This is a genomic window from Leifsonia sp. 22587 (assembly GCF_052044215.1).
Lineage (GTDB): Bacteria > Actinomycetota > Actinomycetes > Actinomycetales > Microbacteriaceae > Leifsonia > Leifsonia shinshuensis_C.
The window spans coordinates 333,657-345,894 of the sequence record NZ_JBQENB010000003.1; the positions used below are offsets into that span (position 1 = coordinate 333,657).

Consider the following 12,238-nt stretch of genomic DNA (forward strand, 5'->3'; position numbering starts at 1 on the left):
GGGATCCGTGGCCCCGCCGGTCAGGCGGCGGCTGTGGTGGCGCGGGTGCCGCGGTCGGCGCCGAGGCCGGTGCCGAGCAGGACGATCGCGCTCACGAGGTGCAGGAAGTGGTCAGGCGTGTTCAGGGCCAGGATGTTGGCGTCCGTGCCCACGAGGAAGAAGCCGACGATGCCGAGCAGCAGGTAGACGGCGCCGACGGTGATGTTGACGGCCTTGGCCGCAGCGACGCGGGTGAGCCCGGCGATGAGCAGGGCGGCGCCGATCAGGAGGTGGGCGATGTTGTGCAGCGGGTTTACCTCGAAGATGCCGAGCAGCAGTCCGCCCTTCGTGGCGACGAAGCCCACGCCGCCGGTGACAGCGAAGCCGAGGAGCCCGACCAGCAGGTAGACCGCACCGAAGATGGTGGCCACCAGGCGATTCGGTGATGTGCGCATTGTCTCGTTCCTTCCATAGGACGGCGCACGGGCGCGCGCCTCACTTTCCCATTCGAAGCGTCGTCCGAATCGGATTGGAGCCACAGCCCCTTGCGGAAGGGTCTGGTTTCTGCCGCACGTTACAATCGCTGGACACGCAGGGCGACCGTCGGGGGTACAACTGATGCGACGAGACACGACGTTCAAGCGGTTGGCGCTCGCCGCGACCGCGGGAATCGTCGCGCTGATCCTCGCCGGCTGCACCGGCGCATCCGGCAGCACGGACCTGCCGGAGCAGCAGTCCGGCGGCTTCTCGAAAGACGTCTCGAAGCGCCTCTCGACCGCGGTCACCGACGCCATGACCCTCGCCGACGCTTCAGCGGGCTTCGCCGGTGTGTGGGCACCCTGGGCGGGCAGCTGGACGGCCGCGCAGGGCACGACGACCCGCGGCGGCTCGAAGCCGGTCACTGAGGGCATGACGTTCCGCATCGGCCAGAACACGACGCCGATGACGTGCACCGTGCTGCTCCGGCTCGTCGACGAGGGCCGCGTCGAACTCGACGACCCGGTGACCAAGTGGGTGCCCGGCCTGGTCGGGGTCGACGGCGTGACCCTGCGGGAGCTGTGCCAGAACACCTCCGGCATCGGCGACTACGCCGCGGCACTCCGCTCGCAGTTCGTCCTCAACCCGACCCGCCAGTGGCCGCCGCTGGAGCTGGCGAGCGACGGCATCGCGATGCAGCGCTACGGCAACCCGGGCGAGAAGTACGGCGCGTCGTCCACGAACGCGGTCCTCGTCGGGATGGCGCTGCAGAACGCCACCAGCCGTAGCTGGCCCCAGCTCTACAAGCAGTACGTGTTCGACCGGCTCGGCATGAACGCCAGTACGCTGCCGGAGAGCGCGCAGCTGACCGTGCCGGGGCCGCATCCCACCGGCTACGCCGCGGGACTCGACGGCGCGGGAGCCACGGTCTGCGAGCCGATGCGCGACGTCAGCCGCCTCTCCCCCTCGCAGGGATGGACGAGCGCCGGAGTGGTCTCCACCGTCTCCGACCTGAAGGCGTTCGGCCAGGCGCTCGCCACCGGCGACCTCCTCAGCGAGAAGTCCCGCAAGGCGCAGACGGACGCCGTCGTGAACGGTCAGTCGTGGCAGCGCTACGGCCTGGGCGTGCAGCTGCTCGGTCCCCTGCGCGGCAGCAGCGGGGCGATCCCGGGCTACCTGTCGGCGGTGTTCGCCGACCCGTCCTCCGGGCTGACGGTCGTCGTGGCGCTCAACAACTCCACTCCCGGCGCGGGCTTCGCCCAGCTGCTGGCGCAGCGCCTGGCATCCATCGTCTCGAAGGTTCCGCCCGCGCAGAAGGGAGCGAAAACCGTCGCGTCCCTCCCCTGGTCGGAGCAGCAGACCATCGACGCGATGGCCAAGGCGGCGCCCTGCCCGGCGAAGAAGGCCGGCTGAACCCTTTCCAATACCCCGCGTCATGAAACCGCCGCGGCTGCGTCCTCCCTAGTGGGGCAGTCGCACCAGTGTTGATCCGCCGCGATCACGGCTGCTCAGCGACGTCTATGAGTACGCTCATGACACCGCTCCAACGCAGCCGCTCGCGCCGCGTCCTACTCTGCCACCACCAGCCATCTACGGCCCGCAGCCGCCGGGGGGTATTTCGTGAAGGACGTGAGCCTGGCGTGGCCGTCAGATTCTTGCCGATGGCTTACAAAGGACTAGTACATGGCGATTCTTTTTGCACTGTTCCTCGTCGTGGGCGCACTGGGAGCGCTCGCGATATGGCGGATGGAAAAATCTCGTAGCCGGACGCTCGACACGCACTTCAGTGGCGTAGTAGTGGGGAAGCGCAAATCGGCAGAAAGGGCCGAGGGTACATTGCCGCCCCGAGGCGTTGGTCCAGGGGGTATCAGGATCGTTCCTGAGTCGTTCATCCTTGAGATTCGGCACGAGCACGAAACTCGCTATTTAGTCGTCGATGAGGCCACATTCGATAGCTACGAGCCTGGTGATGATTATCCGAGAGTGAGCGGCGACGACGGGGAATAAAGCGGATGCAATTCGGTCCAATTCTCATAGGCTTTCTGGCGTTCCTGTTCGGAGTCATATGTGTCGCCGTGCCAAGCAGACTGCGCCTTCCAGACGGAACCCGCTGGATGCCGCTCCACAAGCGCCGTCGGCGAATGACCCCGAGTGAAGTCCGGATTAGCGGCTGGGTATTCGTAGGCATCGGTGTACTCGCAGCCCTGGGCGGATGCCTTTCGTTATTCCGTTGACGGCGACGAACCTGGGCAATACCTGATCGCCTGCGCCGCCTGCAATGTTTCAGTTCGCCAGGTGGCTCACGGATGTGCGTCATGGATGGGAGGTCGATCGCGTCTGAAACTAACGATGCGTTGTTCAAGCCTTCCGACCGCGATCATCGCGGTTACAGCCGCTTTCGGCCGATAGGACAGTGAGTCTCTTGAAGAGGGGGTCGGTGCGTTCAAGCCGAACAAGATGGCGCTGGGTCAACGTGGTGATTGCCCCGTGTGCAGTCTTGGTGGCCCTGTTGACCGCCTGCGGGCAAACTGACCTACAACGGGTTGCTTTGACGATGAACACATCGCGCCCCATGGATTCGAGAGCGACGCAACTGTGCGAAACACTTGTCGGCGACGGGAGAGTGCCAGCAATCGGGCGCCTACTTGCGGCTCAAGATTCCTCGCACGAAGAGGTACGCCGCCTCATCACAATGGTGAATAGGAGGGCTAGTGCTGAGCCTTCGGGCCTTTCGGGCACCGGGTACGCGTCGCTCTGTCTGACAACGCCGCTGGGGGATCGAGCGAACCGGTTGCTCGTCTACGTTTTGCCAGATCACGAGGCCGCCCCTTTATACGGCTGGAGGCAAGGCAGGTGATTACGGAGATCGGAGGTGCGTAGCCGGTGAAGTCCACAGAACGACGATTACTGGAGTGTGAACATGGCAGCTTGCGTGATGATCGCTCGGCCACTGCGCCTACCTAAGTGAGCCACTCAGCGAGTTTCACGCAATGCTCCTCCGCTGCGAAGCTCCTGGGTGCCGCGGTCGCGAGAAGCCGCGGAACCCCATCTCACTTTCAAGGGGAAGGCCGCTGATTGAAACAGAGACGCTGCATGAGAGTCGTGAATGCGCTTGCTGCTGGCGCACTCATTGTTTCCGCAGCCAGCGGTTGCGCCGCGGCCCCCGCTGCCGCTCCGCCGTCGCTTGCTGCTGATTGTGCGAGAGCGAGGGCAGCCGGATCGCACCTGTCTTCAGCAGCAAGCAGCCATGCAGCAGACACCTCGGTCGCTGCGGACCGCGCATTCTCGGAGGCGCGGAACACGTTCGATGCGTCGATCAACGACCTTCATGATCAGCGATTGCGGGCAGCAGCCGACGCTCTGGTCGAGCGGCTCACCACTGGACCGGTGCGAGGCACGGCGACTCGCCGTGTCGACGCATCGGCTCTCAGCGACTGGAACCGGTCGGTCACCTCGATCTGCGGCCCACACTTCGCACCGCGACGCGACGCGCAAGTCTTCTAGGGCGTAATCGCCTGCTTACGCCCCCGCCAGCGCCGCGAGTTCCGCGCGCACCGGGAACGCGTCGTCCTCCAGCACGAGCTGCAGGGCGGCGCCGGTGGCGCGGTTGACGATGACGGGCGCCAGCAGGTTGACCGTGCTGCCCTCGCGGGAGGGCGTCACGACGACCAGCAGAAGGGCGTCCGCCGCCTCGGCGATGCCGAGCTCCGCGGCGCGGTCGTCGGGCAGCTCGGGCGAGTAGCCGGGGAGGTGGCGGGAGGCGTCGATCGTGAAGAGACGGATCTCGGGGCGCTCCAGGGACGCGAGCGTGTACAGGCCGTCGGCGGCCGCGACCGCGTCCAGGGTGAAGGCGTCGAGCGGCTCCAGGCCGGGAGGCGGGGTGAGGAAGTGGACGGCGCTCACCGGAGGAAGTCCATCAGCGTCGGCTGCAGCACGCGGGCCGTCACGGCGATCGCGGTCTGGTAGTTCACGTCCTGGGTCTTCAGGTCGAGGATGACCTTGCTCAAGTCCACATCCTCCAGCGACGAGCGCTGGCCCTCGAGGGCGTTCGCGCCGACGGCCAGGGCGTCCTTCGCCTTGTCGATGCGGGTCTGGCGGCCGCCGACCTCCGCGTGCTCTCCCACGATCGCCTTCATCCTGTCGTCGATCTCCGCCAGGCGGGGGGTGACGTTCACGCCCGTGCGGAGGTCGTTCGCAACGTTGTCGATCAGCGCGAACACCGACGACGCACCGGTACCGAAGGCGGCGGCGCCGTCCGCATCCACCCGCACCGTGGTGTCGGGGCCGATCCTGCGCTCCACTGTACTTCCCGCCGTGCCGGTGAACGAGTAGTCCGGCTGGAAGGCGACGCCCGCATCCGAGTTGCCGGCGAACACCGTCCGGCCCAGGTACGTGGTGTTGGCGAGCGAGAGGAGGCTCATCTTGAGCCCGTCGAGCTCGGTCGCGATCGAGTCCTTCGCCGTCTGCGACATCGCGCCGTCGTTCGCGCCCTGAACGGTCAGGTCGCGCACGCGGTGCATCAGCGTCTCGACCGACGTGAGCGCCGAGTCGGCCGTGGTCAGCCAGGCGTCGCCGTTCGAGACGTTCCGCTGGTACTGGGAGGTCGCGGCCTGGTCCGACCGGACGCCGAGCGCGCTCGCGGTGGCGGTCGGGTCGTCCGACGGCTTGTTCAGCAGGCGACGGCTGGTCGCCTGGTCGTACAGCTGGGCCTGGCGCTGCAGGCTGAGCTGCAGGTTCCGCTGGGCGTTGAGGGTCTGGGTCGCGTTGGTCACACGGCTGATCACGGCTACCTCCCGACGAGTCCGGTGTGGTTGATGAGCACATCGAGGGCCTCGTCCACGGCGGTCATCACGCGCGCGGCGCCCTGGTAGGCGTGCTGGAAGGACAGCATGTTCATGTTCTCCTCGTCCAGGTCGACGGAGGCGCCGGCCAGCTGGGCGTTCGTCGCCGAGCTCGTCGCCATGTCGGCCAGGTCGGACTGCTGCTGCTCGGTGCGGCTCGCCACTCCGACGCGCACCACGAACGCCGACCACTGCTTGTCGACGGCGTTCGTTCCCGTGCCCAGCTGGCTGATCGCGTCCGCGACGCTCCCGTCCGATCCGCCGGCGCCGGGCGTCCCGGTGGCGATCTGGCTCACGCTCGTGGGGACCACGGAGAGGCCGAGAGCGGCGGGCTTGGTCGGGTCGATGGCGAAGAAGTCGAGGCCGGTGGCGCCGGTCGGCGTGGTGCCGGTCTGGTGCACGGCGTTCACCCGCTGCGCGAGGGTCACCGCGAAGGCGTTGTAGCTGGCGGCCGCCTCGGCCAGCACTCCCCCGGTGCCGTTCGCGTCGGCCGGCGCGAGAGTGGACACCGCGCCGGCGATGGAGCCGCCCTCCATGGCGATCGCCGCGCCGGGGCGGTACGCCCACTCCAGCCGCGGCGGGTCGCCGGCCGCGTCGGCCAGCCGGTTGGCTCCCGCCGCCTGCACGGCGTTCGCGGTGGTGCCCGAGACCAGCGCGTTGCCGCCGACCAGCACATCCACCGTGCCGTCGTCGTTCGGTCGCACCACTCCCCCGGCAAGCTTGGCGATGGAGGTGGTGAGCAGATCCCGGCGGTCCATCAGCTCGTTCGCGGACTGCCCCGACGCGAGCGCCGTGCGGATGCGGCCGTTGAGGTCGGCGACCTGCGTCGCGGCGGCGTTCAGGTCGGACACCATGCCGTCGACCGAGGTGCGCAGCGCGCTCCACTGGCCGTCGACCGCGCTGTAGCCGCTCTTCAGCTGGGTGACGACGCTGCCCGCCTGCCCGAGCAGCACGCCGGCGGGCGCCTGCTCGCCGGGCTGGTTGGAGACGTCGCCCCACGCCGACCAGAACTTCTGCAGCTGCGTCGAGAGGCCGTTCGTGCCGGGCTCGTTGAGCGACGACTCGAGGGTGGAGAGCGCGTCGGCGCGGGTGTTCGTATAGCCGGAGAGCGCCGTCGTGCTGCGGACGCGCGCGTCGATCGCGGCGTCGTCGAGGCGCTGGATGCCGTCCACGTTCACGCCCTGGCCGGGGCGGACGCCGCCGCTGAAGAGGCCGGTGCTGTTGAGCGGGGCGACGCCCGAGGTGCTGACACGCTGACGGGTGTAACCGGCGGTGTTCGCGTTGACCAGGTTCTGCCCGACGACGTCGAGGCCCGCCTTCGCCGCGACCAGGCCGGTGTAGGCGGTGTTCAGCCCGCTGAAGGTGCTCATCCGGTCACGCCTCCGTGTCGAAGAAGCGCGCGGTGTCGCCCAGGCTGCCCGCGCCGCCGGCGCCGTACACGCCGGGGTCGTCGTTTCCGCCGGAGAGCGAGCTGAGCGTCTCCTGCGTGGAGCGTGCCGCCTCCCGCAGCAAGCGCTCGTTGGTGTCGCGCACCTCGGCGATCTGGGCGGTGAGCTCGGTCATGGCGGCCAGATGGGAGCCGAAGATGTCGGACCAGATGCCGTCGGGGGCGCCCGCGGCCAGCTCGCGCAGGGTCGCATCCGGGCTCAGTCCCCACTCGGTGGCGAGGGATGCGACCTCGACGGTGCGGGCCAGGCCGGCCGCGCGCATCCGCTCGATGACCTGCTCGACCTCACGGGTGGCGTGGGAGATCCAGCGCGACTTGCCGGCGATGAGCAGCAGCTGCTCCTCCTCCAGCTTGAAGAGCAGGAGCTCCAGAAGCTCGCGCTCCTTCCACAGCTGCGCTGAGAGCTCGCTCGCGGCCATGTCGCTACCAACTTCCTCGTGAGTCGATGTGCGCACCTGGTCTCCTCGGGTCTGACGGACGGGTGGACGGTGTCCCCGTCACGACAGACCATCGGCACGCTTGCGCCCGATGTTAGGCGCGAGCAGCACCTGTGCCGGGATGCGACCTACCGCTTCACAGAGGGGTGTCAGTATTCCCCGTACTGGGGGTACGGGCTGCCCCGTAATGGGGGCAGATGGCATGCATTCTGAACAGTCTCGAATTGTTACCGTGAACAACGGAAGACGCCTAGCACCTCGCTCGGCACCCGACTAAGTCCGAGCGTCCACCGCACCGCCCGAGTACCCGCGAGAACCTCCCCGAACGAGGTCGACGCGCGGTACCCGTCCGATGAAGAGGGGTCGCCCAGCGTGAACCGGAACGAACGCAACACGCTCGTCGTCGAGAACCTGCCGCTTGTCGGCTACCTGGTCTCCGACCTGTGCTCGCGCGCCACGCACCTGTCGCGCGACGACCTGGCCTCGGCCGGCGCCGTCGCCCTCGTGCAGGCGGCCGACGCGTACGACGCCTCCACCGGCGTGCCCTTCGGCGCCTACGCCCGCACCCGGATCGTCGGGGCGCTCGCCGACGAGCTCCGCGCCTCCGACTGGGCCACCCGCGGTGCGCGCAAGCGGATCAAGGAGACGCTCGCGGTGCAGGAGAGCCTGACGTCCTCCCTCGGACGCAAGCCGACCGTGGAGGAGATCGCGAACGCCCTCGGCGTCGACCGTGAGACAGCGGCGGCCGGGCTCGCGGACGCCTCTCGCACCGTCACCGCCCTCGACGAGACCATCGAGCCGTTCCTGGTGTCGGAGACGCCGGCCCCCGAGGATGCGCTGCTCGCCGACGAGCAGACGGCGTACGTCCGCGCCGCGGTCGCCGCGCTGCCCGACCGGATGCGCTCCATCGTCGAGGCCATCTACTTCGACGACCGCACGGTCACCGAGATCGCCGAGGAGCTCGGCATCACCCACTCCGCCGTCTCGCAGCAGCGGTCGGAGGCGATCCGGCTGATGCGCGAGGGGATGGCGACCCACTACTCCGATGACGGCGACCCCGTCGTCATCGAGGCGAAGACCTCGCAGGCCCGGCGCAGCGCGTATCTGGCGCGTCTCGCGCAGCACGCGGTCGCGGGCGTCTCGCGCCTCTCCCCCACGTCGCCGAGCTCGGTGCGCGCGTCCTGACAGCGGATCGCTAACGGGACGGAACAGACAGCCGATAGGGGCTGATGCGGACCACGGAAGGGCCGCGGACCACCACCCAGTCATGGAGGAAACATCATGGGTATGCAGATCAACACCAACATCGCGGCGAACAACGCCTACCGCAACCTGAACAACACGCAGAGCGACCTCTCGAAGTCGCTCGAGAAGCTGTCCAGCGGCCTCCGCATCAACCGTGCGGCGGACGACGCGGCGGGTCTCGCCATCTCGGAGGGCCTGAAGTCGCAGGTCGGCGGTCTCACCGTCGCCGCCCGCAACGCTCAGGACGGCATCAGCGTCGTGCAGACCGCTGAAGGTTCGCTCACCGAGGTCCACTCCATCCTGCAGCGCATGCGCGACCTCGCGGTGCAGGGCGGCAACGACTCGAACAACGCGACCTCGCGCGCGGCGATCAAGACGGAGGCCGACGAGCTGGGCAAGGAGCTCGACCGCATCACGCAGGGCACCAACTTCAACGGGATCGACCTGCTGAAGGGCGGCACGCTGAACTTCCAGGTCGGCGCGGGCTCGACGGCGAACGACACCATCGCGGTCGGCCTGGCCAACGTGGCGACCTCGGTCGGCACCCTCGGCAGCGCCACCGGTGCGACCGGCTTCGACGTCAGCACCAACGCGGCGGCGAACACCACGATCACTGCGATCGACACCGCGATCACCGCGATCTCGACGGCCCGCTCGGAGCTCGGTGCTTCGCAGAACCGCTTCGAGTCCGCTGTCCGCAGCCTGAACGTCTCGAAGGAGAACCTCTCGGCCGCGTCCAGCCGCATCACCGACACCGACATGGCCGAGGAGATGGTGAAGTACACCCGCTCCAACATCCTGTCGCAGGCCGGCACCGCGATGCTCGCTCAGGCGAACCAGTCCAACCAGGGCGTCCTGCAGCTGCTCCGCTGATGAGGCCCGGCGGCCGGGGCGTAGTCCCCAAAGCGTGCCCCGGCCGCCGCACCACCCCGCTCCATCGCACCACCCGAAGCACCCCGCACCGCCGTCGTAGGAGGGAGACCACCGCATGGGCATGGCCGTCGACGGGCTCATAAGCGGTCTGAACACCACGCAGCTGATCGACAGCCTGATGCAGGCGGAGGCGATCCCGCAGACCCTGCTGAAGAACAAGGTCACCGACTCCACCACCTACATCACTGCGATGCAGGCGCTCAACACGAAGGTCGCGGCCCTCGCGGATGCGGCGGCCAAGCTGGCGAAGCCGGCCGGCACCGACCTGCACACCGCGTCCACCACCTCCACCTCGGTCACCGCCACCGCGGGCACGGGAGCCGTGGACGGCACCATCGACTTCACCGTGGACAAGCTGGCGCAGGCCCAGGTCACGGTGACCGGGCCGCTCACGCAGTGGCCGGACCAGCCCCCGACCCTCACCTTCGTCGCCGCCGACGGAACGGTGAAGCAGGTCACGGCGGGCAGCTCCTCCCTCGCCGACGTGGCGGCCGCGATCAACCAGGCCGGGGTGGGCGTCAGTGCCACCCAGGTCGCCGCGGGACTCGACCCCGGCACCGGCCAGCAGCTCTATCGGCTGCAGCTCAGCTCCACGAAGACCGGCTCGGCGGGCGCCTTCACCGCGTACCGCGGCACGCCGGCCGACGTCACCGCAGGCACCGCGACGAATCTCCTCTCCGACCCGGGCGCGGCCCAGGTGCGGGCGGCCCAGGATGCGCAGCTCACCCTGTGGGCGGGCACCGGCGCCGCGCAGACGGTCACCAGCTCGACCAATACGTTCACGGGGGTTCTGCCCGGCGTGACCGTGTCGGTGAGCTCCGTGTCCAGCACCCCGGTCACGCTCACCGTCGCGCGCGACGACAAGGGACTCACCGCCGCCGCAAGTTCGCTCGTCTCGAGCGTGAACGACATCTTCACCCTGATCGCGCAGAAGCAGGCGGTCACCACGTCGACCGACTCGGCCGGCGGCACCGTGGTCACCGGTGGCGCCTTCACCGGCGACTCGACGACCCGCGACGTCAACCAGAAGCTGGTGGATGCGATCAGCTCCCCCATCGGCGGCGTCTCCCCCTCGACCTACGGCATCAGCATCCAGCGCGACGGCACCGTCACGTTCGACCAGAACGTCTTCGCCACTGCGATGGCGGCGGATCCGGACGCCGTGAAGAGCGCTCTGACGACCATCGCGCAGCGGGTCGCGGACGCCTCGACCGCTGCGAGCGACACGTACACCGGATCGCTGTCGTTGCGCATCAAGGGCGAGCAGTCGACCGTCAAAGACCTCAACGACCAGATCACCGACTGGGACACCCGGCTCTCCGACCGTCGCTCGACGCTCGAGAAGACCTATGCGAACCTCGAGGTGCAGCTGCAGCAGCTGCAGTCCCAGTCGTCGTGGCTGACCGGCCAGCTGTCGTCCCTCCCCACTGCGAGCGCATCATGAACGTCCTCACCTCCGCCGCCGCCAAGCTCAACGCGTACAACCGCGACAGCGTGCTCTCCGCCAGCCCGGCGCGGCTGCTCACCATGCTCTACGACCGGCTCCTGCTCGACCTCACCCGTGGCGAGGCGGCGCTCCAGGCGGCGCAGTGGCCGACGGCGTGGGAGAACCTGCGCCACGCCGACCAGATCGTCGCCGAGCTCGCCGGCACGCTGCGCGTCGACCTGTGGGACGGCGCGGACGGCCTGCTCCAGCTCTACGGCTACCTGGCGGACCTCATCGTCGGCGGGATGATCGAGCGCGACCCGGCGAAGGTGCGCGAGGCGATCGAGCTGGCCGAGCCGCTGCGCCAGACCTGGCACGAGGCCGCCCGCATCCTGCCGGCCGCTACCGCCGCGGAGACGGATCGGGACCTCGGTGTCGCCTGACGCCGTCGAGGTGGATGAGCTGCGCGAGGACGTCCTCGGCTGGTCCGACGCCCTCGACCGCATGGAGCAGGAGCTGCACGGTGCGCTCGCCGCGGTGGACCCGGTCCCCTGGCGTCCCCCGATCGGTCTGGGCCCCATCCCGCCCGAGCTGCAGGAGCGCGCCGCGCGGCTGCTCGAGGCGCAGCTGCACACCATGCGCTACCTCGAGGACGTGCGCCAGACGACCGCGCGCCACCTGGCCGCGGTGCGTGCGGTGCCCCGCGCGGAGGCCGGACCGCACCCGGTGTACTTCGACCTGATCGGCTGAGTCCCCCGACGGGGTTCTCCACCTGTGGATAACTCTGTGCAGAATCCGTGGATACGCGGGTGAATCGTGTGGAGGACACGCGCGGGATGTGTGCACTCTCAGATTCTCAGCGAAGCGTAATGCCGCCTGACCAGGCATTTTCAGCGTGACGCGCGCCGTTCGAACGGGTCTTCGAAAACACACGGCTGTAATTCACATCGGGGTACAAGCTGTGGATGGATGTGTGGGAATCGCCCACCGAACACCCCCCGAAAGCGGGAGCTAACGGTTGCGGGGGAGCGGTCGATAGCTCTTCCTGAGCACGGATCGCTCATCGACTTGGCCACGGATGGGCCGCCCCACGACCCTGGAGTGCAGCTGTGCTCGAATCCGTGACCAGCGCCGCCCTGACGAGCGCCCTCGACGGCCTCGCCGCGCGCCAGCGCGCCATCGCGAACAACATCGCCAACGTGAACACGCCGGGCTATACGGCCGAGCGGGTGTCGTTCGAGGATGCGCTCGCCGCCTCCGTCGCCGACCACGACGGACACGTCTCCGCGACCACCGCGCGCTCGCTCGAGCCGACCCGCCTCGACGGCAACAACGTGAACCTCGACACCGAGACGCTGTCGAACGTCGACACCGTGCTCCGCTTCCAGTTCGCGTCGCAGGCCGCCAGTAACCAGTTCTCCGCCATCCGTGCCGCACTGAAGACCAGCTGAGG

General features: G+C 68.6%; 12 protein-coding genes. 7 read left to right on the forward strand and 5 right to left on the reverse strand.

What is annotated here, in order from left to right:
• Positions 1-20 precede the first annotated feature (20 nt).
• The gene (locus tag ACTJI1_RS13775; RefSeq protein ID WP_018188979.1) at positions 21-434 is read right to left on the reverse strand and encodes a DUF4383 domain-containing protein; all 414 of its coding nucleotides are present in this window, start codon (positions 432-434) and stop codon (positions 21-23) included.
• Positions 435-597: 163 nt separating this feature from the next.
• On the opposite strand from ACTJI1_RS13775, the gene ACTJI1_RS13780 reads away from it, so the two are divergent.
• The gene (locus ACTJI1_RS13780; RefSeq protein ID WP_440743072.1) at positions 598-1,869 is read left to right on the forward strand and encodes a serine hydrolase domain-containing protein; all 1,272 of its coding nucleotides are present in this window, start codon (positions 598-600) and stop codon (positions 1,867-1,869) included.
• Between the two features lie 2,106 nt (positions 1,870-3,975).
• Here ACTJI1_RS13780 and ACTJI1_RS13785 read toward each other — a convergent pair.
• Genes ACTJI1_RS13785 through ACTJI1_RS13800 form a run of 4 tightly spaced genes read right to left on the reverse strand, consistent with a single transcriptional unit; the run spans position 3,976 to position 7,163 of the window.
• Positions 3,976-4,359 (reverse strand): flagellar assembly protein FliW, encoded by a 384-nt coding sequence (locus ACTJI1_RS13785; protein ID WP_440743073.1) that lies wholly within the window; start codon positions 4,357-4,359, stop codon positions 3,976-3,978.
• Positions 4,356-5,228, reverse strand: a complete 873-nt coding sequence (gene flgL / locus ACTJI1_RS13790) for a flagellar hook-associated protein FlgL (RefSeq protein ID WP_440743074.1) — start codon at positions 5,226-5,228, stop codon at positions 4,356-4,358. The genes ACTJI1_RS13785 and flgL overlap by 4 nt, the downstream gene beginning before the upstream one ends.
• Positions 5,229-5,242: 14 nt before the next feature.
• Positions 5,243-6,667, reverse strand: coding sequence for a flagellar hook-associated protein FlgK (flgK, locus tag ACTJI1_RS13795; protein ID WP_440743075.1), 1,425 nt, complete (start codon positions 6,665-6,667; stop codon positions 5,243-5,245).
• 4 nt (positions 6,668-6,671) lie between these two features.
• The gene (locus tag ACTJI1_RS13800; protein WP_440743076.1) at positions 6,672-7,163 is read right to left on the reverse strand and encodes a flagellar protein FlgN; all 492 of its coding nucleotides are present in this window, start codon (positions 7,161-7,163) and stop codon (positions 6,672-6,674) included.
• Between the two features lie 390 nt (positions 7,164-7,553).
• Between ACTJI1_RS13800 and ACTJI1_RS13805 the strand changes: the two genes are divergently transcribed.
• The 6 genes from ACTJI1_RS13805 to ACTJI1_RS13830 all read left to right on the forward strand — a co-directional run bounded on the left by ACTJI1_RS13805 (position 7,554) and on the right by ACTJI1_RS13830 (position 12,236).
• Positions 7,554-8,366 (forward strand): sigma-70 family RNA polymerase sigma factor, encoded by an 813-nt coding sequence (locus tag ACTJI1_RS13805; protein WP_440743077.1) that lies wholly within the window; start codon positions 7,554-7,556, stop codon positions 8,364-8,366.
• 96 nt (positions 8,367-8,462) lie between these two features.
• Positions 8,463-9,299, forward strand: a complete 837-nt coding sequence (locus ACTJI1_RS13810; protein WP_440743078.1) for a flagellin N-terminal helical domain-containing protein — start codon at positions 8,463-8,465, stop codon at positions 9,297-9,299.
• Between the two features lie 115 nt (positions 9,300-9,414).
• Positions 9,415-10,803 (forward strand): flagellar filament capping protein FliD, encoded by a 1,389-nt coding sequence (fliD, locus tag ACTJI1_RS13815; RefSeq protein WP_440743079.1) that lies wholly within the window; start codon positions 9,415-9,417, stop codon positions 10,801-10,803.
• Positions 10,800-11,228: a flagellar export chaperone FliS gene (locus tag ACTJI1_RS13820; RefSeq protein WP_310132553.1), complete on the forward strand. Its 429-nt coding sequence runs from the start codon at positions 10,800-10,802 to the stop codon at positions 11,226-11,228. The genes fliD and ACTJI1_RS13820 overlap by 4 nt, the downstream gene beginning before the upstream one ends.
• Positions 11,218-11,535 (forward strand): hypothetical protein, encoded by a 318-nt coding sequence (locus ACTJI1_RS13825; protein WP_440743080.1) that lies wholly within the window; start codon positions 11,218-11,220, stop codon positions 11,533-11,535. Before ACTJI1_RS13820 ends, ACTJI1_RS13825 begins: the two co-directional genes overlap by 11 nt.
• Positions 11,536-11,894: 359 nt before the next feature.
• Positions 11,895-12,236 (forward strand): flagellar basal body rod protein FlgB, encoded by a 342-nt coding sequence (locus tag ACTJI1_RS13830; protein WP_440743081.1) that lies wholly within the window; start codon positions 11,895-11,897, stop codon positions 12,234-12,236.
• Positions 12,237-12,238 lie beyond the last annotated feature (2 nt).

Bases quoted from the DNA above. Each gene is read 5' to 3' on its own strand.
- ACTJI1_RS13820 (WP_310132553.1), top strand. From the start codon at position 10,800: ATGAACGTCCTCACCTCCGCCGCCGCCAAGCTCAACGCGTACAACCGC.
- ACTJI1_RS13775 (WP_018188979.1), bottom strand. From the start codon at position 434: ATGCGCACATCACCGAATCGCCTGGTGGCCACCATCTTCGGTGCGGTC.
- ACTJI1_RS13780 (WP_440743072.1), top strand. From the start codon at position 598: ATGCGACGAGACACGACGTTCAAGCGGTTGGCGCTCGCCGCGACCGCG.
- fliD (WP_440743079.1), top strand. From the start codon at position 9,415: ATGGGCATGGCCGTCGACGGGCTCATAAGCGGTCTGAACACCACGCAG.
- ACTJI1_RS13800 (WP_440743076.1), bottom strand. From the start codon at position 7,163: ATGGCCGCGAGCGAGCTCTCAGCGCAGCTGTGGAAGGAGCGCGAGCTT.
- ACTJI1_RS13810 (WP_440743078.1), top strand. From the start codon at position 8,463: ATGGGTATGCAGATCAACACCAACATCGCGGCGAACAACGCCTACCGC.
- flgK (WP_440743075.1), bottom strand. From the start codon at position 6,667: ATGAGCACCTTCAGCGGGCTGAACACCGCCTACACCGGCCTGGTCGCG.